We start from the raw sequence: 19,189 nt of genomic DNA on the forward strand, positions 1-19,189 counted from the left end.
AGAACCGTCGCGAGAGGACCGGTACGTGATGCGTGGCCCTGGCCTGACGAGAAGAGCCCTGTTCACCACGACCGCCGCGGGAGCCGGCGCGGCACTGCTGCCCGCGGCACCCGCCGACGCCCGCCCGCGCCCCAAGGTGGCGCGGGACTGCCTGAGTTACCGGGCCGGATACCACTTCACGGTCCCCGACCAGTGGAAGAACGACCCCCAGCGCCCGGTCTGGATCGACGGCGAGTACCACTACTACTACCTCTACAACGCCGACTATCTCGCCGGCGGCGAGGTGGGCACCGCCTGGCGCCTGGCCACCAGCGCCGACCTGGTCCGCTTCACCGACCGGGGGATCGCGGTGCCCAAGGACACCACGGTCAACGGCGACGTCTGGTCGGGCTCGGCGGTGGTCGACACGGGCAACACGGCCGGCTTCGGGGCGGGCGCGGTGGTGGTCGTCGTCACGATGTCACCCGGCGGCGGCACCGACCACCAGGAGCAGTTCCTGTACTACTCCACCGACGGCGGCCTCACGTTCACGAACTACGGCACCGATCCCGTACTGCCCAGCCCGGGTACGGGGGCCGACTTCCGTGACCCGAAGGTGAGTTGGGACGCGGACCGGAACCGCTGGACGATGGCCCTGGCCGAGCGCGACACCATCGGCTTCTACCACTCGCCGGACCTCAAGTCCTGGACGCGCGACGGCGGTTTCGTCAAGGACGGCATCGGGGTGCTGGAGTGCCCCGACCTGTTCCGGATCACCGCCGACGACGGCACGGCGACGTGGGTGCTGGGCGCGAGCGCCGACGGCACCGGGTCCGGACAGCCCAACACCTACGCGTACTGGACCGGTTCCTTCGACGGCGGCTCCTTCACCCCCGACTCGGCCGAGCCGCAGTGGCTCGACCACGGCTGGGACTGGTACGCGGCGGTCACCTTCGACAAGCGTCGGGCGGACGGCTCGGTCGATCCGGCCGCGCGGTACGCGCTCGGCTGGCTCAACGACTGGGCGTACGCGCACACCACACCCACCATCGACGCGGACGGCTTCAACGGCACGGACTCCGTGGTCCGCGAGATCACGCTCAAGAAGTCGAACTCCGGGGGCTATTACCTCGCCTCCCAGCCGGTTGCCGCACTCGACACGTATGTCTCTCGCACGGTCAACCTCGGCGACCTCACCGTCGACGGCACCCGCCCGCTCGACTACACCGGCGTCTCCTACGAGCTGACGACCGAGATCACCTGGTCCCAGCTCACCGGCGCGGGCGTCCAGTTGCGCCGCTCACCGGACGGCGGACGGCATATCGACGCCGGCATCTGGAACGACTACGCCTTCCTCAACCGGCGCGGCACCGTCAACCCCGACACCAGCGGCGTCCGGCAGGAGAGCCACAGCCCCTTCGACCCGAGCGCCGGCCGGGTGAAGCTGCGCATCCTGGTGGACCGTACCTCCGTCGAGATGTTCGTGGACGACGGCCGGTACGTCCACACCAGCGAGGTGTTCCCCTACCTCGTGGACAACCGGCTCGCCCTGTTCACGGCGGGCGGGACGGCCGTGTTCCGCGACACGGTCATACGGGAGTTCACGGTGTGAGGGATCCGGGCTGGTCTCGGATGCCACGATCTGTCGTGGAGCGGACACCGACGACGGACACCGACGAGCATCGGAGCGCGTATGACGACGCACAGGACCACCGAGGATCGGACGGAGCGGGTCGAGGGCGTGGAGGTGAGGCCGGTCGCGGGGCACATCGGAGCCGAGATCACCGGGGTCGACCTGGCCAAGCCCCTGGACGACGGCGTGGTGGCCCTGATCCGGCAGGCGGTGCTGCGCTGGAAGGTGGTGTTCTTCCGCGGACAGGAGCTGGACCACGCCGGCCACATCGCCGTCGCCCGCCGCTTCGGCGAGCCGGTCGTGCTGCCGCGCCGCGGTCCGCACTCACCGCCCGGCTTCCCCGAGATCGAGACGACCGCGGACCGGCTGGAGTTGGCCGGACGCTACGGCATGGAGCGCGACGAGTGGCTGCACCGGCGCCGGCACACCCTGCTGCGCGGCTGGCACTGCGACTACGGCGCCCGTGTCGACCCGCCGGCCGCCACGATCCTGCGCGCCGAGACGGTACCGCCCTACGGCGGCGACACCACCTGGGCCAATCTGGCCGCCGCCTACGCCGGCCTGTCGGCGCCGGTGCGCGCCTTCGTGGACGGGCTGCGCGCCGAACACCGGCTCGGCGTCGGCTACCAGCCCCGGCCCGTCGACGACGGGTACGCCCACCGCCTGCTGGACCACCAGGTCGTCTCCGTGCACCCCCTGGTGCGGGTGCACCCGGAGACGGGCGAGCGGGTGCTGTTCGTCAACGGCTACTACGTGGAGGAGATCGTCGGCCTCTCCCGCCCGGAGAGCACGGCGATCCTGGAGATGCTGGTGGAGCAGGCCGTCCGCCCCGAGTACACGGTCCGCTTCCGCTGGGAGCCCGGCAGCGTCGCCTTCTGGGACAACCGGGCCACCATTCACCTCGCCCCCGGCGACCACACCCACGTCGGCTCTCCCCGGATCATGCACCGGGTCATGCTCGCCGGGGATGTGCCGGTGGGCGTGGACGGCACGCCGTCGGAGCCGGTCACCGGCACCGAGGCGGGCCGCTGGTGACGGGCGGCGGGAGCGTCAGCCCGCGGGGTGCCAGCCGAGCGCCGGTCCCAGCTTCGTCGCCATGTCGGTGAGGATCTGGACGTAGTCCTCGTGCTCGAAGGTGAACGGCAGCGCGAACGCCACCTCGTCCACCTCGCGGAACGCGGCGTCCGCGCGCAGCCGTTCGGCGATCTCGGCCGAGGTGCCGACCAGGTCCGGCGCGAACAGCAGCCGCGCCGGGCCCTGCGGGGCGGCCGTGCGGGGCAGCCGCCGGGCCGCGTACGCCTCGTACCTGGCGCGCTGCTCCGGGCTCGCGGAGTCGGTGGGGATCACCACCAGCCCCTGCGAGACCCGGGCCGCCTCGCCGTCGGGGTGATGGGCGCGGAACTCCTTGATCAGGGCCAGCTGGATCGCGGCGAAGTCCGGTTCCGCGTCCGGGTCTTCAGCCTTGACGACACTGCTGGTCAGGAAGTTCATCCCGTGCTCGCCGGCCCAGCGCGCCGAGCCGAGGCTGCCGCCGCCGTACCACAGGCGACGCCCGAGACCGGCGGAGTGCGGCTGGACCACGTCCGAGAACACCTCGAAGCCCTCGACCCCGCTGAAGTCGGTGGCGGGCTTGCCGCGCACCAGGTCCAGCAGCCGCCGAACCCGCTCGTAGGAGAAGTCCTCCGCGTCGGCGGTGTCCGGGTACAGGGCCTCCTTGACCTGGTCGTAGTGCATCGGCGGGCCCACGCTCACACCCGGGTTCAGCCGGCCGCCGGACAGCAGGTCGACGGTGGCCAGATCCTCGGCCAGGCGCAGCGGGTTCTCCCAGCCCAGCGGGATCACCGCCGTGCCCAGCTCGATACGCCGGGTGCGCTGGGAGGCGGCCGCGAGGACCGCCACCGGGGAGGAGATGCCGTACTGCAGATGGCGGTGCCGGACCCAGGCGCTGTCGAAGCCCAGCCGCTCGCCCAGCTCGATGATCTGCAGCGTGGACTCGTGGCCCCGGGCCGGATCCGCCGCGTCGAACAGGCCGATCGTGAGAAAGCCCAGCTTGCGCAGCGGGCGGGGGGTGGACGGCACGGGCTCCTCCAGCGGTCGTACGTCGGCTCTGTTCCGATTCTGGCAGGCCAATATGACAACCGTGTGATCACTTCTGATCGCCGCCGAGGTCACTTCCCTGGTCACTTCAGCGGGATGACGACCTCGTCCTCCACCGGCGGTTCGACTTCCTGGGCGCGGTTGCCGGTCGCGGCGAAGCAGCGCAGCCGTATCTCCTCCGGGGCGACGTCCAGCCGCAGGAAGCACTTGAAGAACGGCGGGCTGTAGGTGACCGAGCTCGGCGAGAACAGCGAGGCGTACATCTTGCGCACGGGCAGCCGGAACCGGGACCTACGGTCCGGACGACCGCCGGTGCCGAGCAGGCTCGCGACCAGCCGGGTGCGCCGGGTCACCCGGGCGTCCGGACCGGGGGCGCGGCCCGGCTCGATGCCGAGCCGTTCTGCCACGACGGCCGTCGCCTCGGACTCGGTGAGGGTGAAGAAGCGGGGCAGGCGCAGCCGGCGGCCGTACAGGCGGCTGTAGAAGGCCAGCGAGTCGCCGCGCAGCGGATAGCAGCGGAAGTCCCGCTCGGTCACGCCGCCGACCGACACCCGCGGGATGGTGTGCGTGGCGTGCATGAACGCCCCGCCGCCGCCCGAGACCACGTACTGGACGGTGCGGCCGTCCACGTCGACCGGGTAGCGCTGGTAGTTGTGGATGTCCCCGCCGATCGCGGCCACATAGTGGTGCTCGGGGTCGCGGACGATGTCGTCCACCGTGCCGCCGCCCTCGATGGGGCACGGGTGGTGCTCGCCGTCGACGTACAGCGGTGAGCCGGTGATGAGGATCTTCGGCTTCGGGTCCCGGGACACCGCGCGCAGCCAGGCGCCCTGTTCGGCGTCGATCGTGCCCAGCAGGCCGGTGTCGATGCCGACGAGCCGCACCGGGCCCGCGTCGATCGCCCAGTACGGCCCCGGCTGCTCGGCCTGCTGGCCGGGCGCCGCGCGCAACTCCCGTGCCATGGCGAGGCGTTGCTCGTCGGCCGGTGCGGGCCGGTGCCACAGCAGGGCGCGCCACCAGGCGCGGGTGAGCGGGCGGGGCCGGGGCTCGGGGGCGAGCGGCGGGGTGTCGGCGCAGAAGACGCGCATGAACGCGCCGAGATCCTCGTACCAGTCGTGGTTACCGGGTATCGCGTAGATCGGCGCCGGATAGTCCCGGTACGGCCGGAAGAACTTGTCGTGGTAGTCGTCGGTGCTGCCGACCGGGTAGATCACGTCGCTCGCGATCACCGCGAAGTCGGTGTCCTGACTCTCCTTCAGAAAGCCTGGTACGACGGCGTACTGGGAGTCGTCGCCCTCGCCGGTGTCCCCGATGACCATGAAGGAGAACGAGTCGGGGACCGCACGCCGGATCACCTTGTCCGCGGGCGCGCCGGCCGCCTCCCGGTGTGCCACCCAGCGGCTGCGCGTGCGCCCGGTCGGATCGCCGAACCAGGACGCCAGCACGCCGTTGCGGGCGGCCCACAGGGTCCGCGGGTCGAGCCACGACAGTTTCTCGACGTGGTCCGGCATCAACTGCTTGTAGGCACCCGGCTCGGCCGAGCCCCAGCCGGCGCCCTGTGCGGTATCGCGTGAGGAGTCAGACACGCCTGCACCGTAACAACGCCCCGGTCAGCGGCGGTTGGCGGGCCCACGCCCGCACGCGGCACGGCGGGTCAGCCGTGCGGAACGCCCAGATTCCGCACCAGCTGGGCGAGTTCCTGCTGAAAGAGCTTGTCCGGTCGCTTGGTCTGGGTGTGCAGATGGCCGTAGATCTCCAGCGAGACCAGTCCGTGCAGATGCCCCCAGATGCGCAGTGCGAGCGCGACCGCGGCCGGCGGCAGCTCGGGGAAGGCGGGACGCACCTTGTCGAGGAGACCGGCGTCGAAGTCGGACCAGGTGAAGTCGCCGTCCTCGTACAGGCGTCCGGCGTGGGGCCAGGCGGCTGCGGCGAGCGCGGTGAGTCCGGTGCAGACCCGGCGGGCGGCGTCGGGTGCGGGACCGCCGGCGGGGGCCTGGTAGCCGGGGACGGGGTCGCCGTAGATCAGCCGGAAGCCCTGCGGGTTGGCCAGGGCCCAGTCGCGGAAGGCGGTGGCCCAGGCCTGGATCCGGGAGCCCGCGTCCTGCTGTGAGGCGGCCTCCCAGGCGGCGTCCACGGTGTCGGCCAGCGCGGTGTACACGTCGTGGACGAGTGTGGTCACCAGGTCGTCGCGCGTGGCGAAGTAGCCGTAGATGGCGTTGGCGGTCATGCCCATCTCGCGGGCGATGGCCCGCAGTGTGATGGCGTCGGGTCCGCCCGCGGCCATCAGGCCCATGGCCACGCTCTTGATCTCGGCCGTCGTCTCGGTCCGCAGCCGCTCGCGCCGTCCTCTGCCCGCTGTCGCTGTCACGCGATCACTCTACAGCGTGATGATTTCTGTGCGGCGTCACAAAACTTCACGGCGTATAGTTTCTGCACCGCGTCACCATCGCGTGGTGTTCGCACATCCATGTCGGCATGCACAGGGGAGAGCCATGCACATCGGAGTCATCGGAGCCACCGGGACCATCGGCAGCCGGGTCGTCACGGAGGCCCTGCACCGCGGCCACCAGGTCAGCGCGTTCAGCCGGGACGCGACCGGGCCGGGGCGCGCCGAGCGGCGCGACCGCATCACCTGGGCGAGCCTCGACGTTCTGGACGCGGCGGACATCGCGCGTGTCCTGCCCGGCCTGGACGTGCTGATCAGCGGGTTCCAGCCGGGCAACGCCGCGCGGGACATCGAGGACACCGTGCGGCGCTCGATCGCCGACCCCACGGTGTACGCCACCGCGGCCCAGGCTCTGCTCAAGGCGCTGGAGAGCCACCCCCGCACCCGCCTCATCGTCATCGGCGGCGCGGGCAGCCTGGAGCTCGAACCGGGGGTGGTGCGCGCCGACTCCGACGAGCTGCTGCACGCCGCGCTCGACCGGATCGGGCTGCCCCGCGCCTACGGGGCGGCGGTCCGCGGCCACCGCGACGCCCTGAACGTCCTGCGCACCTCGAACCGTCTGTGGACCTACTTCAGCCCCGCCGAGGAGATCGCTCCCGGCGAGCGCACGGGCCGCTTCCGGCTCGGCGGCGACCAGCCGGTCCTGGACGCGGAGGGGCGCAGCCGCATCTCGGCGGAGGACGCGGCCGTCGCCCTGCTCGACGAGGCCGAACTGCCCCGCTTCGTCCAGCGGCGGTTCACCGCCGGCTACTGACGGCCGGAGCGCGGGGCGGGCGCCGGTACGCTGTGGTCTTCCTTCAGGAGGGGGCTGACCATGGAACTCGCCTTCGCCGGGCGGGTGGTGGAGTGGCGGGGGCCCGCCCCGTACTACTTCGTCGCCGTACCGGACGCGGAGTGCGCCGACATCCGCGACGTGGCCGCGATGGCCAGCTACGGCTGGGGCGTGATCCCCGTCGAGGCCAGGATCGGCGCCACCGCCTTCACCACGTCCCTCTTCCCCAAGGACGGCGGCTACCTGCTGCCGCTGAAGACCGCGGTGCGCCGGCCGGAGGGGCTCGCGGAGGGGGACGAGGTGGCGGTCGCGATGACGGTACGGCTGTGAGCGCGGTGTCGGACCGGCCGCTGCGGGCCTGCGGAAGACGTAGCCCCGGCGCCTTCGCTCCTCGCAGCCCCGCGCAGCGAGGAGTTGCAGGGCTGTTGCGCGCCAGGTGACCGGTTCGATCCGTGCGCGGAGCCGAGAGGTGGCGCCGACCCATCCGGACCAGGCGTCCAGCCGGTCGGGGAGGGCGCTGTGCGCCCAAATGCCGTCGTCGGCACCGGCCTGCCATGCGCGCCGGGTACGGTGGAATGCGCGTGTGGAATGCGCGGGCGCGGACACAGTTGTGGCCGGGCCGGGCGCAGTCCAGCAGGGGGACGAGGCCCTGCCGGCCCGGTTCGCCGGGGGATCGCCCGGGCACCGCGATGCCGCCGCTCACCCGGGGGCGGAGCAGCCGGGCCCAGCCCCGGAGGAAGTCGTCGATGGTCCGGTTCTCCCAGGTCAGCGGAGAAGTCCTGTTGGGTCCGTACGTCGTTCCAGGACCGTGGGCTGGTGGATGCGGACATGCCGTGGGACGAGGGGTCAGGTCAGGTTCATGCCGCCGTCGAGCAGGATGACCTCGCCGGTGAGATAGGTGTGGGCGAGGACCGACGCGACCAGGCCGGCGACGTCGGCGGGCTGGGCCGGGCGGCGCATGGGGGCGCGGTCCCGCCACAGTTCGTGCGCCTGCGTCCAGTCCCGGGTCATGGGCGTGTCCACCAGCCCCGGCGCCACCGCGTTGACCCGCACGTCGGGCGCGAGCGCGGCCGCGAGGAGCCGGGTCACGTGGTTCAGCGCCGCCTTGCTCGCCGCGTACGGCACCGACGAGCCCTTGGGGCGTACTCCGGCATGACTGGTGATGTTCACGATGCCGCCGCCTCCCGGGGAGTCGCGCAGCGCCGGCAGCGCCGCGGTGCACAGGACCCAGGGCGCGATCAGGTTGACCTCCAGCAGACGCCGCCAGTCCGCCGGTGTCGCGGCGGCGAGGTCGGCGTGCGGGATGGGCCAGCTGATGCCCGCGTTGTTCACCAGAGCGTCCAGCCGCCCGTACCGGCCGAGCGCCGCCTCGACCAGCCCGCGTGCCTCGTCCTCCGCCTCCAGGTCGGCCCGCACGTACGCACCGTCCAGCTCCGCCGCCAGGGCCTCCCCGGCCTCGGTGCTGCCGCGCGAGTGCACGACGACCCGCATGCCGTCCGCGGCCAGCCGGCGCGCGACGGCTTCCCCGATCCCCGACGTGGACCCGGTGACCAGGGCAACGGGCCGATCGCTCTGTTCGCTCCTCATGATCGAGGATCCTGTCACGGGCCGGCGCAGCCCTGCCCCCGGTGGGCCTTCAGAGCGTCTCGCAGCCGCGTGAGCCGCCCGATCTCGGCCTCCAGCACCGCGATGCGCTCCGCTACGACCACCGCACCGACGACCCCGGCACCGACCCCCTCCGCACCGATGACCCTGGCGCCCACGCTCCCCGTGCCGATGGCCTCCGCGCCCGCACCCTCCGCACCGGTGACCCCCGCGCCTGCGGCCTCCGTGCCGGTGGCCTCTGGACAGCCGACCTCTGCACCGACGATCGCCGCGCCCCCGTCCCCCGGTTCCGCGCCCCCTGGCCCAGCGCCCCCGTGTGCGGCGAAGGCGCAGCTCGGCGCTGGTTCCGTGGTGAGCAGGGGGAGCCGGTTCGCGAGGCGGTGCAGGTCCTCCACGGTGAGTCCGAGTGCCAGCAGACGCCGGATGACCCGCAGCACGGCGACCTCGTCGGTGGTGTAGTCCCGCTGCCCCGACCCCGTGCGGCGCGGTGGGGGCAGCAGCCCGCGCTGCTCGTAGAAGCGCAGCGCCCTGGGTGTCGTACCCGCCGCTGCCGCCGCGTCCGCGATCCGCATGCTCACCCTTCCCCGCCGTCCCGGGCCAACTCCACGACCACCGTGCCGAAGTGCCGCCCCTCGATCAGTTCCCACAACGCCTGCGGGGCGCGTTCGATGCCCGCGATCCGCGTGAGCGGAAAGCCGATCTCGCCGGAGCGCAACCAGTGCCCGAACCGCTCCCGCCACTCCTCCTCCACCCCGGGATGATCGCTGCCGAGATACCCCCGCACCGATGCTCCCAGCAGAACGAGCCGATACGCGTCGATCTCGACCGGAGCGCGCTCTCCGCGGCCCCCGGCGGCCAGCTGGCCGGACAGCGATCCGACCAGAGCGATGCGCGCGCCCGGCCGGGCGGCGTCCACCGCCGCGCTGAGTTGCGCGCCTCCCACCAGGTCGAGTACGACGTCGATGCCGTCCGGAGCCGCTGCGGCCAGCCGCCCGGCGAAGTCCGCCCCCGCGGTGAGCGCCGCGTCGTATCCCGACTCGGCCGTCAGTCGCACGGCCTTGTCGGGCGACCTCGTCGTGCCGATGACCCGCGCGGCGCCCAGCAGCCGCGCGATCCGGCCGGCCGCACTGCCCACGCCACCGGCGGCACCGGTGACCAGGACGACGTCGCCCTCGCGCACCGGAGCCACCCGGGTCAGCGCTCCGTAGGCGGCGGATCCGGGGGAGAGATGGGCGACCGGGTCGGGCAGCGCCGGGTCGACGGCGGTGCACTGCGCCTCGGGGACGACGGCGTACTCCCGCCAGCCGAGCAGGTGCGTCACCAGGTCTCCGGGGCCCAGCCCGCTGCCGGGCGGTACGGCGACGACCTCGCCGACGGCCGGCCCGAACAGCGCGTCCCCCGGCTCCAGACCCGGCAGCGGAGTACTTCTCGCGCCCCCGCCGATGAGGGTTCGCAATCCGGGAAAGACCACGAACTGCCGGTTGCGCACGAGGACTTGACCCTGTCGGAGAGGCGGAAGCGATGCGTCGCCCAGGGCGAAGTCCGCGGGCGTGGGCAATCCCTGGGGCACGGCGACCAGCCGGACCTCGCGGCTGGTCCTGGGCGGCGATGTCACCATCGTGAGCCTCCTGAGGGCAGAGGGCGGAACGGGCCCGCAGACGCTAAACCCTGACCCGCACGTCAAGGGCAACCCCCGGCCCGGTGTGCCCGCCGGCGACCTCAGCTCTTGACGGCCTCTGCGATCCGCAGGGCGGCCTGGGCGGGCGTGAGGTGCGTGGTGTCGACGACCGCGGCCTCGCCGTGCAGCCATGTGCGGGCCGCCTCGGCGTAGGGCTCAAGGTATGCGAGACGGAATGAGGACGGACCGAGAACAGTGTCCCCCTCGATGCGCTCGCGCAGGGTGTCCTGGTCGGCGTGAAGGACGAAGTGCCGTACCGGGATGGCATGGTGGGCGAGGCCCGTGCTGATCTCGCGCCAGTACTGCTCGACCAGGACGGTCATGGGAATCACCAGAGTGCCGCCGGTGTAGTCGAGTACGCGGCGGGCGGTCTCGACGACGAGCTGCCGCCACGGCGGCCAGTGCTGGAAGTTGTCCGTCCCGGGCCCGGGCAGCCCCGGCGTGATGTCCATGAGTGTCTCGCCGACCTTCTCGGCGTCGAACACCCGTGAATCCGGGATCAGTTGCTGCACGAGTGGACTGGTCGTCGTCTTGCCTGCGCCGTGGGTGCCATTGATCCATACGATCATGGAGCCCGATGCTAGGGCCTGTGGGCCGCGAAAACGGGCATGCCCTTCCGTTATCGAACAGGTGTGCCAAAGGAAAGGAAGGGGAAGTGGCCCTGTGTGACCCCCGATCCCCTCCTCGCCCAGCTCGTTCGTACGGCCCGCTTCACCCGTGGCGTTTCCGGCCGGTTCACCGTGACGGCGGACGGCCGGACCGTGCTGTATCTGCGCGGTCGTACCGGAGACGACCCCGCCCCCTGCCTGTGGGCGCTCGACCTCGGCACGGGATCGGAGCGGCTTCTGGCCGATCCCGTCCGGCTGCTCGGTGACGGGCGCGGGACGCGGGGGATCGGCGGGTACGCCACCGATGCGGCGGGCAGGCTCGTCGCCTTCACGCTGGCGGGGGCCCTGTGGACGGCCGGGGCCGACGGCGGCGAGCCCCGGCGGCTGCCGGCCGCGCGGCCCGTGTCCGATCCGCGGCCCGATCCCGGCGGTCGCCGTATCGCGTACGTCCGACGCGGCGCACTCCGGGTCGTCCGGGCGGACGGGACCGACGACCGTCCGATCGCCGAACCGGCCGCCGACGACGTCGAGTTCGGCGTCGCCGAGCACACCGACGCCACGCTCGCCGACGGGCCGCGCGGCCACTGGTGGGCGCCCGACGGCACCGCCCTGCTGTGCGCCCGCACCGATCGCCGACGGGTACACCGCTGGTACGGCACCGATCCCGCCGACCCGGACCGTCCGCCCCGGATCCGTCGTCACGCTCCCGCGGGCACCCCGAACCCCGACGTCACCCTGTGGTTGATCCCGGTCCACGGCAACGCCCCTCGCACGCCGGTGCGTTGGGACCGCGCCGCCTACGAGTACGTCGTCGGCGCCGGCTGGGACGGGCACGGGCCCTTCGCCGTCGTACAGTCCCGTGACCAGCGCACCGTCCTGCTGCTCGGCATCGATCCGGTGGACGGCCGTACGACGGTCCTGCACGAGCAACGGGACGCCCGCTGGGTGGAGCTGGTGCCCGGACTGCCCGCCCGCACCGCCTCCGGCGTCCTCCTGGCCCACGCCGACGCGCAGGGCACCCGGCACCTGACCGCCGACGGCGAGCCGGTCACGCCCGTCGGCCGCCAACTACGGTCCGTACTCGGTGTCGACGGCGACGAGGTGCTGTTCACCGCCTCGGACGAGCCCACCGAGACCGGCCTGTGGGCATGGCGGCCCGGCACGCGGCCGCGGCGGCTGGGCGAGGGGCCGGGGCTGTACGGGGGCGTGCTGCGCGGCGGCGTCCTCGTCCGGACCGTCGCGGACACGACCGGCGCCGCCCCGCGCGCCGAGGTGCTGCGCGGCGGGCGGACCGTCGCCACCGTGCCGTCGTACGCCGAGCGGCCGGTGCCCGCGGTCCGGCGGAGCATGCTGCGACTCGGCCCGAGGGAGCTGCGCGCCGCCCTGTACCTGCCCTCCTGGCATCGGCCGTCGGATCACGGGCCGTTGCCCGTGCTGCTCGATCCCTACGGCGGCGCGGCCCGGCAGCGGGTCACCGTCGCGCACACCTGGCAGACCCTGGTGTCACAGTGGTTCGCCGAGCAGGGCTTCGCCGTGCTCGTGACCGACGGCCGGGGCACTCCGGGGCGCGGGCCCGGGTGGGAACGGGCGGTGTACGGCGACCTGTTCGGGCCGGTGCTCGACGACCAGGTGAGCGCGCTCGCGGCGGCCGCGCGCACGCACCCCGTGCTCGACCTGAACCGGGTCGGCATCCGCGGCTGGTCCTTCAGCGGTTCCCTCGCCGTACTCGCCGTACTGCGCCGCCCGGACGTCTTCCGCGCCGCCGTGGCGGGGGCGCCGGTGACCGACCAGCGGCTCTACGACGCCCACTGGCGCGAGCGAGTCCTCGGCCGGCCGGACGAGCACCCCGAGCGGTACGACGCCTGCTCCCTGCTCCGCGAGGCACCCCGGCTCACCCGGCCCCTGCTGCTTCTGCACGGCCTCGCCGACCCCAAGGTCCCGCCCGCCCACACCCTCCGGCTGTCCGACGCACTGCTCACCGCCGGGCGCCCGCACGAGGTGCTGCTCCTGCCCGGTGCGGGCCACCAGCCGGTGGGCGGTGAGCTGACCGAGAACCTGCTGCGGCACCAGCTCCGCTTCTTGCGGGGGCACTTGGATGCCGGAGTCCCGGATTCCGTCCGCACCGGTCAGTGACCGGCATAGGGAAAACCCTCGAATGACCTCGACGTGACTGACATGTGCGGGACAAGACTGCAATCCTTCCCCGGCACACCGCACCTCCATGGTGTGCACGCATCCCCGCACGACTCAGCTCGCCCGGGCAGCGGACCCGTCTGCCCGGCTGTCTGTCACCGGCCGCGACCCGGCGGCCGCAGCAGGAGGAGTACGAGTGAGACCCCACAGACCCGTTCCCCACGCAGGTCGCAAGCGCGCCACGGTCACCGCCGCCGCCCTGATCTCCACCGCGGCCTTCCTCGCCGTCGGCATCCAGGCCGGCCCGGCCGCCGCCAAGCCCGCGGCACCCCACCCGAGCCCGCTGCGCGCCGGCGGCCTGGAGGCCAGGCTCAGCCCGGCCCAGCATCAGGCACTGATGGACAGTGCCCGGCAGCAGACCGCCGCCACCGCCCGCACCCTCGGGCTCGGCGCCCAGGAGAAGCTGGTCGTCAAGGACGTCGTCAAGGACAACGACGGCACCGTGCACACCCGCTACGAGCGCACCTACGCGGGCCTGCCCGTCCTCGGTGGTGACCTCGTCGTGCACACCCCGCCCGCCTCCCTGGCCAAGGGCACGGTGACCACGACCTACAACAACCAGCACCGGATCAAGGTCGCCTCCACCACCGCGACGTTCACCAAGTCGGCCGCCGAGAGCAAGGCGCTGAAGACCGCCAAGGCCCTCGACGCCAAGAAGCCCGCCACCGACAGCGCCCGCAAGGTGATCTGGGCCGGCACCGGTACCCCGAAGCTCGCCTGGGAGACCGTGATCAGCGGCTTCCAGGACGACGGCACGCCCAGCCGGCTGCACGTCATCACCGACGCCACCACCGGCAAGGAACTGCACCGGTACCAGGCGATCGAGACCGGTGTGGGCAACACGCACTACAGCGGGCAGGTGACGCTGTCCACGACCCAGTCGGGCTCGACGTACACGCTGACCGACGGCACGCGCGGCGGGCACAAGACGTACAACCTGAACCACGGCACCTCGGGCACCGGGACGCTGTTCTCGCAGTCCACCGACACCTGGGGCGACGGCACCAACTCCAACGCGGCCACCGCGGGCGCCGACGCCGCCTACGGCGCACAGGAGACCTGGGACTTCTACAAGAACACCTTCGGCCGCAGCGGCATCCGCAACGACGGCGTCGCCGCCTACAGCCGCGTCCACTACAGCAGCAGCTACGTCAACGCCTTCTGGGACGACAGCTGCTTCTGCATGACCTACGGCGACGGCTCGAACAACAACGACCCCTTGACCTCGCTGGACGTGGCCGGCCACGAGATGAGCCACGGCGTCACCGCCAACACCGCCGGGCTCGACTACAGCGGCGAGTCGGGCGGGCTGAACGAGGCGACCTCCGACATCTTCGGCACGGGTGTGGAGTTCTACGCCAACAACAGTTCGGACCCCGGTGACTACCTCATCGGCGAGAAGATCGACATCAACGGCAACGGCACGCCGCTGCGGTACATGGACAAGCCGAGCAAGGACGGCTCGTCGGCGGACAGCTGGTACTCCGGTGTCGGCAACCTCGACGTGCACTACTCCTCGGGCCCGGCGAACCACATGTTCTACCTGCTGTCCGAGGGCAGCGGCACCAAGGTCATCAACGGCGTGACCTACAACAGCCCGACCTCCGACGGCGTCGCCGTCACCGGTATCGGCCGGGCCGCCGCGCTGCAGATCTGGTACAAGGCGCTGACGACGTACATGACGTCGAGCACCGACTACGCCGGCGCCCGCACCGCCGCCCTCAACGCGGCCGCCGCGCTGTACGGCACCAACTCAACGCAGTACGCGGGCGTCGGCAACGCCTTCGCCGGCATCAACGTGGGCAGCCACATCACCCCGCCGAGCAGCGGAGTGACGGTCAGCAACCCGGGCAGCCAGACCGCCACCGTGGGGACGGCCGTGAGCCTCCAGGTCCAGGCGAGCAGCACCAACAGCGGCGCGCTCAGCTACAGCGCCTCCGGCCTGCCCTCGGGTCTGTCGATCAACGGCTCGACCGGCCTGATCACCGGCACGCCGACCACCGCGGGCACGTACAGCACCACGGTGACGGTGACCGACTCCACCGGCGCGACCGGCACCGCGACCTTCACCTGGACGGTCAACCCCAGTGGCGGTGGCGGCGGTTGCTCCTCGACCCAGCTGCTGGCCAACCCCGGCTTCGAGTCGGGCAGCACCGGCTGGACCGCCACCAGCGGCGTCATCACCAACGACACCGGTGAGGCGGCCCACGGCGGCTCGTACAAGGCCTGGCTGGACGGGTACGGCAGCTCGCACACCGACACCCTGTCCCAGTCGGTGACCATTCCGGCCGGCTGCAAGGCGACCCTGACCTTCTGGCTGCACATCGACACCGCCGAGTCCGGCAGCACCGCGTACGACAAGCTGACGGTGAGCGCCGGTTCGACCACCCTGGCGACGTACTCGAACGTCAACGCCGCCTCCGGGTACACGCAGAAGACCTTCGACCTGTCCTCGCTGGCGGGCCGGACGGTCACCCTGAAGTTCAACGGCGTCGAGGACTCCTCGCTCCAGACCAGCTTCGTCGTGGACGACACCGCCCTGACGACCAGCTGAGCCACCACCCGTACGACGCGGTCCCGCACCCTCGGGCGCGGGACCGCGGCATGTCAGCTCAGCGGATCCAGTGTGAGATACGCCTGCTGCGGGTTGCCGTCGTTCACCAGCGACTCCTGGTCGCCGACGTCGTCGAAGGCGAACGCGTAGGCCTTGCCGTCGGCCATCGCCGCGTGGACCGCGCGGGCGTACTGGTTCGTCACCGCGTCCTGGTAGAAGTCCGAGGGCGTGGTGTCCGGCTGGTTCGAACTGCTCAGCAGCGTCGAGCGGTTGAAGCCGGCGCACAGCGTGCGGGAGATGGGGCCCCGGACCGTGTCATTCGGTGCGTCGAGCAGCTTGTGGCAGCCGAAGACACTGTCCGCGTCCGGCTTCTGGAAGCTGGTGACGACCGCGCCCGAGGCGTCGGTGAAGTTCATGACGCCGCCCGAGACCCGCCCGAAGTACCGGGTGCCCGGCTGGTCGGCGAACGGTGTCACGGTCAGCGTGCTGTTCGTGTACTTCTGCCAGACCCGGCCCACGTAGTCGTCCATCACGTTCGCCGGCAGCGCCCCGGTCTCCACCCCGTACAACGGGGACAGCGCGCGCAGCACGGTGCCGTCGGAGCGGGTCTGGATCAGCCCGGCCCAGCCGCCAGGCTGTGCGCGCAGGGCGTTGAAGAAGCCGGTGTAGCCACCGGACCTGAGGTGTCCGGTGGTGCTCACACTGCCGTCGGCCCGCCGCACGCCGACCGCGTACGGCGCCGAGAACATGTCCACCTGGGTGCTGTTGAGCCACAGGCCGGAGTCGTTCAGCGTGTACTCGGACCAGTTGAAGAGGATGTTCCGGTTCGGGTCGGACGGATTCTGCACGGCCGGCTGCACCAGTCCGCCCGTGGTGAGCCGGAAGTCGAGCTTCTGGCCGTGGGAGAAGTAGATCCGGCCGGAGAACTTCGGGATCCGGATCGTCGTGGACTGCCCGGGGGCCGGGCCGGCGATGGACACGTCCGGCGCGGGTGTCGGCGGGGTGCCGCCCGCGGGCCAGGCGTGGAAGACGCCGGCCGCGTCGGCCCAGCCCTGCCGCCCGGAGGACAGCTGGGTGCCGAGGTCGTAGACGTAGACGGGTTCGGAACGGCCGGAGTTGTTGGTGATGTTCAGCGGGACGGTGTCCGGGACGGCGGCGCCGGCCGGGTCCGGGACACCGAGGGCGAGCGCCCCGCCGATCAGGGCCGCTGCGGCCGCCAAGGGCAGCGCGGGGCGCGTGAGGTGATGCGGCACTCTCCTACCTCCGTGTGGGGTCGGGGTCGTACGGATATTGGTCCGTACCTGTCTGAGAGCGCTCTCAGACTCGTGCTGCGCCGCGTGCATGTCAATGCCATGGGCAGACGTGCGCACGACGCCCACCGTGTGGCGGGCGCCGTGCGCCGGTGTCAGAAGGTGCGCTGGAGCAGGCCGAGCAGGGCCGCCCAGTGGCGGTCGTCGGCCTCCTTGTCGTACGACGGGGTGTCCGCCTGCGTGTAGCCGTGCTGGGCGCCCGGGTACACCTCGCAGGTGTGCCGGACCCCGGCCTCGGTCAGGGCCTTCTCGAAGCGCTCGATCTGCTCCGGCGGCAGCGACTGGTCGTTGTCGGCGTGACCGCAGTACACCTCAGCCTTGATGCGCGGGGCACCCAGGTGCGGGCTGGTCGGGTCGTCGGTGGCGAGCCCGCCGCCGTGGAACCCGGCCGCGGCCGCCACCCGGTCCGGATGCGCCGCCGCCGTCCACAGGGCGAGCCGGGCGCCCATGCAGTAGCCGGTGACGCCGACCGGACCGTCGGCGACGAGCGGGCTGTCGGCCATCCAGCCCAGATAGGCGGCCGAGTCCCGTTCGATCAGATCCGGGGTCAGCGAGAAGACGATCGGACCGAGCTTCTGCCAGATGGTCGGGTCGGCGGCCGGGTCCTTGAACTCGGGCAGGTCCACGACCGGAGACCGGCCGAGGCGGTAGGTCACATTGGGCACCAGCACCGTGTAGCCGGCGGCGGCCAGCCGGTCGGCCATCGACTTCAGGTGCGGGCGCAGGCCGTAGGCGTCCTGGTAGAACAGCACACCCGGACGGGGGAGCCCGTCCGCGGGGTGGACGAGGTAGGCGTCGGCGACGCCGTCCTCGGTCTGGATGTCGAGGTCGATTCCCTGGACATCGGTCATGGTGAGCAGGCCTCCCTGGAGAATGGGCGCCGGACGGCACTCGCCCCCGGCGCCAGGGCTACGGCCATGCTGTCATGCAAGATCGGTGGCGCCGCACCGGGTGGGCCGTACGACCGGACGGAGCCGCACCGTTGGGCCGTAGGAGTGGGCCGTCACTCGAAGCGGTCGGTGTCCCCGGCGCCCCGCCGGACGATCTCCGCCTCGCCGCCGGAGAAGTCCACGACGGTGGTCGGCTCGGTGCCGCAGTCGCCGGAGTCCACCACCGCGTCCACCACGTGGTCGAGCCGGTCCTTGATCTCCCAGCCCTGGGTCAGCGGCTCCTCCTCGTCCGGCAGCAGCAGCGTGCTGGACAGCAGCGGCTCACCCAGCTCCGCCAGCAGCGCCTGGGTGACCACATGGTCGGGGATGCGCACGCCCACGGTCTTCTTCTTCGGGTGCAGCAGCTTGCGCGGCACCTCACGGGTCGCCGGGAGGATGAAGGTGTAGCTGCCGGGCGTGGCCGCCTTCACCGCCCGGAAGACGTCGTTGTCCACCCGCACGAACTGGCCGAGCTGCGCGAAATCCCGGCACATCAGCGTGAAGTGGTGCCGGTCGTCCAGCTGCCGGATGGAACGGATCCGCTCCATGCCGTCCCGGCTGCCCAGCCGGCAGCCCAGCGCGTAACAGGAGTCGGTCGGGTATGCGATGAGCGCGTCCGAGCGCACCGCGTCCGCGATCTGGGCGATGCTGCGCGGCTGCGGGTTCTCGGGATGCACGTCGAAGTACTTCGCCATCCATCGAGCTTATGCCGTCGCCGGGCGCGGCCCGCGCAGCCGCGGAGGCCTGTGGCGCGCATGCCTGTGACGGCATACCTGTTTGAGATGCCTATGAGGTCATACCGAGGTCATACCTGTTGCGGCAGCCATGCCCGAACCCAGCGCCTCCCGGCGAGACGTCGACAGCGTCGCCACGCCGCTCGCCGACTGCCTCCCCGCGCTGTACCGAGCCCTGGACCGGCGGGCCGGCCGCGACTGAAGCCCGACAACGTCAGCGCGCTGGTCTCCCAGCCGGACTCCCGCGGCCACGTACCTTCCACCTCGTCTGCGTTGCCGGGTCCGTCGTGTCCCCTGACGATCGGCACGATCATCACCGCGCCCAACTTCTTCGTCGTATGACGCCCGTTCAGGCGGGATTGCACACCCTGCCCGCCACGATGTGGCTGGCGGGCTCCAGGCCACCACCCTGCAGATCGGCGGCGCCCTCGGCACCCCCGCCCTGTGCCTGGTGGGCGCGGTCCTCGCGACGGCCGGGATGCGTGCGGAAGCGGTGCCGGCCCGGACCGAGTGAGCCGTTTCCCGCCCCGACCGCCCCGAAAGTCCCTCGCGTTCTCCCGTGTACGTTCCGGATTCCGGGGCATCCGACCTCTGAGCCGTCCGGGGCACCCCCCGCTCCGGGCGCCGCGTCTCCGCCGACGGCCCACCCCC

At 72.1% G+C, this 19,189-nt stretch carries 17 protein-coding genes; 7 read left to right on the forward strand and 10 right to left on the reverse strand.

Going from position 1 to position 19,189, the window contains the following annotated elements; genetic code table 11:
- Positions 1-28 precede the first annotated feature (28 nt).
- Together O1G22_RS38320 and O1G22_RS38325 are read left to right on the forward strand one after the other, a co-directional pair.
- A complete protein-coding gene (locus O1G22_RS38320; protein WP_270085511.1) occupies positions 29-1,591 on the forward strand; it encodes a glycoside hydrolase family 32 protein in 1,563 nt (520 codons plus the stop codon).
- 81 nt (positions 1,592-1,672) lie between these two features.
- Complete coding sequence (locus O1G22_RS38325; RefSeq protein WP_270085512.1) at positions 1,673-2,647, forward strand: TauD/TfdA dioxygenase family protein; 975 nt, start codon at positions 1,673-1,675, stop codon at positions 2,645-2,647.
- Between the two features lie 15 nt (positions 2,648-2,662).
- Here O1G22_RS38325 and O1G22_RS38330 read toward each other — a convergent pair whose 3' ends face one another.
- From O1G22_RS38330 to O1G22_RS38340, 3 genes are all read right to left on the reverse strand, one after another.
- Entirely contained in the window at positions 2,663-3,691 is a 1,029-nt protein-coding gene (locus tag O1G22_RS38330) for an LLM class flavin-dependent oxidoreductase (protein ID WP_270085513.1), read from the reverse strand.
- Positions 3,692-3,792: 101 nt separating this feature from the next.
- Positions 3,793-5,295, reverse strand: coding sequence for a metallophosphoesterase family protein (locus tag O1G22_RS38335; RefSeq protein WP_270085514.1), 1,503 nt, complete (start codon positions 5,293-5,295; stop codon positions 3,793-3,795).
- A gap of 68 nt (positions 5,296-5,363) precedes the next feature.
- Complete coding sequence (locus tag O1G22_RS38340) at positions 5,364-6,077, reverse strand: TetR/AcrR family transcriptional regulator (RefSeq protein WP_270085515.1); 714 nt, start codon at positions 6,075-6,077, stop codon at positions 5,364-5,366.
- Positions 6,078-6,201: 124 nt separating this feature from the next.
- On the opposite strand from O1G22_RS38340, the gene O1G22_RS38345 reads away from it, so the two are divergent.
- Both O1G22_RS38345 and O1G22_RS38350 read left to right on the forward strand, forming a co-directional pair.
- Entirely contained in the window at positions 6,202-6,909 is a 708-nt protein-coding gene (locus O1G22_RS38345; RefSeq protein ID WP_270085516.1) for an NAD(P)-dependent oxidoreductase, read from the forward strand.
- Positions 6,910-6,969: 60 nt separating this feature from the next.
- The gene (locus tag O1G22_RS38350) at positions 6,970-7,257 is read left to right on the forward strand and encodes a DUF1905 domain-containing protein (protein ID WP_270085517.1); all 288 of its coding nucleotides are present in this window, start codon (positions 6,970-6,972) and stop codon (positions 7,255-7,257) included.
- Between the two features lie 516 nt (positions 7,258-7,773).
- Here the strand turns inward: O1G22_RS38350 and O1G22_RS38355 are convergent.
- From O1G22_RS38355 to O1G22_RS38370, 4 genes are all read right to left on the reverse strand, one after another.
- Positions 7,774-8,514, reverse strand: coding sequence for an SDR family NAD(P)-dependent oxidoreductase (locus O1G22_RS38355; protein ID WP_270085518.1), 741 nt, complete (start codon positions 8,512-8,514; stop codon positions 7,774-7,776).
- A gap of 14 nt (positions 8,515-8,528) precedes the next feature.
- On the reverse strand, positions 8,529-9,104 hold the full coding sequence (locus O1G22_RS44990) for a helix-turn-helix domain-containing protein (RefSeq protein WP_428986444.1): 576 nt from the start codon (positions 9,102-9,104) through the stop codon (positions 8,529-8,531).
- A gap of 2 nt (positions 9,105-9,106) precedes the next feature.
- Positions 9,107-10,150: an MDR family NADP-dependent oxidoreductase gene (locus O1G22_RS38365; protein WP_270085519.1), complete on the reverse strand. Its 1,044-nt coding sequence runs from the start codon at positions 10,148-10,150 to the stop codon at positions 9,107-9,109.
- A 101-nt stretch (positions 10,151-10,251) separates the two neighbouring features.
- Complete coding sequence (locus O1G22_RS38370) at positions 10,252-10,779, reverse strand: AAA family ATPase (protein ID WP_270085520.1); 528 nt, start codon at positions 10,777-10,779, stop codon at positions 10,252-10,254.
- Positions 10,780-10,875: 96 nt separating this feature from the next.
- Between O1G22_RS38370 and O1G22_RS38375 the strand changes: the two genes are divergently transcribed.
- Positions 10,876-12,951, forward strand: a complete 2,076-nt coding sequence (locus tag O1G22_RS38375) for a prolyl oligopeptidase family serine peptidase (protein WP_270085521.1) — start codon at positions 10,876-10,878, stop codon at positions 12,949-12,951.
- 196 nt (positions 12,952-13,147) lie between these two features.
- Positions 13,148-15,565, forward strand: a complete 2,418-nt coding sequence (locus tag O1G22_RS38380) for a M4 family metallopeptidase (RefSeq protein ID WP_270085522.1) — start codon at positions 13,148-13,150, stop codon at positions 15,563-15,565.
- A gap of 53 nt (positions 15,566-15,618) precedes the next feature.
- On the opposite strand, the gene O1G22_RS38385 is transcribed toward O1G22_RS38380, so the two are convergent.
- The 3 genes from O1G22_RS38385 to O1G22_RS38395 form a co-directional block, all read right to left on the reverse strand.
- Complete coding sequence (locus O1G22_RS38385; RefSeq protein ID WP_428986445.1) at positions 15,619-16,818, reverse strand: glycoside hydrolase family 64 protein; 1,200 nt, start codon at positions 16,816-16,818, stop codon at positions 15,619-15,621.
- Positions 16,819-16,970: 152 nt separating this feature from the next.
- Positions 16,971-17,726, reverse strand: coding sequence for a dienelactone hydrolase family protein (locus tag O1G22_RS38390; protein WP_270085523.1), 756 nt, complete (start codon positions 17,724-17,726; stop codon positions 16,971-16,973).
- A 152-nt stretch (positions 17,727-17,878) separates the two neighbouring features.
- Positions 17,879-18,499, reverse strand: coding sequence for an L-threonylcarbamoyladenylate synthase (locus O1G22_RS38395; RefSeq protein ID WP_270085524.1), 621 nt, complete (start codon positions 18,497-18,499; stop codon positions 17,879-17,881).
- Positions 18,500-18,920: 421 nt separating this feature from the next.
- Between O1G22_RS38395 and O1G22_RS38400 the strand changes: the two genes are divergently transcribed.
- Positions 18,921-19,052: a hypothetical protein gene (locus O1G22_RS38400; RefSeq protein ID WP_270085525.1), complete on the forward strand. Its 132-nt coding sequence runs from the start codon at positions 18,921-18,923 to the stop codon at positions 19,050-19,052.
- The last annotated feature ends 137 nt before the right edge of the window (positions 19,053-19,189 follow it).

The organism is Streptomyces camelliae (assembly GCF_027625935.1).
GTDB lineage: Bacteria > Actinomycetota > Actinomycetes > Streptomycetales > Streptomycetaceae > Streptomyces > Streptomyces camelliae.

Coding starts and splice junctions, on each gene's coding strand:
- O1G22_RS38320 (WP_270085511.1), top strand. CDS start 29: ATGCGTGGCCCTGGCCTGACGAGAAGAGCCCTGTTCACCACGACCGCC.
- O1G22_RS38325 (WP_270085512.1), top strand. CDS start 1,673: ATGACGACGCACAGGACCACCGAGGATCGGACGGAGCGGGTCGAGGGC.
- O1G22_RS38345 (WP_270085516.1), top strand. CDS start 6,202: ATGCACATCGGAGTCATCGGAGCCACCGGGACCATCGGCAGCCGGGTC.
- O1G22_RS38350 (WP_270085517.1), top strand. CDS start 6,970: ATGGAACTCGCCTTCGCCGGGCGGGTGGTGGAGTGGCGGGGGCCCGCC.
- O1G22_RS38355 (WP_270085518.1), bottom strand. CDS start 8,514: ATGAGGAGCGAACAGAGCGATCGGCCCGTTGCCCTGGTCACCGGGTCC.
- O1G22_RS44990 (WP_428986444.1), bottom strand. CDS start 9,104: ATGCGGATCGCGGACGCGGCGGCAGCGGCGGGTACGACACCCAGGGCG.
- O1G22_RS38365 (WP_270085519.1), bottom strand. CDS start 10,150: ATGGTGACATCGCCGCCCAGGACCAGCCGCGAGGTCCGGCTGGTCGCC.
- O1G22_RS38370 (WP_270085520.1), bottom strand. CDS start 10,779: ATGATCGTATGGATCAATGGCACCCACGGCGCAGGCAAGACGACGACC.
- O1G22_RS38390 (WP_270085523.1), bottom strand. CDS start 17,726: ATGACCGATGTCCAGGGAATCGACCTCGACATCCAGACCGAGGACGGC.
- O1G22_RS38395 (WP_270085524.1), bottom strand. CDS start 18,499: ATGGCGAAGTACTTCGACGTGCATCCCGAGAACCCGCAGCCGCGCAGC.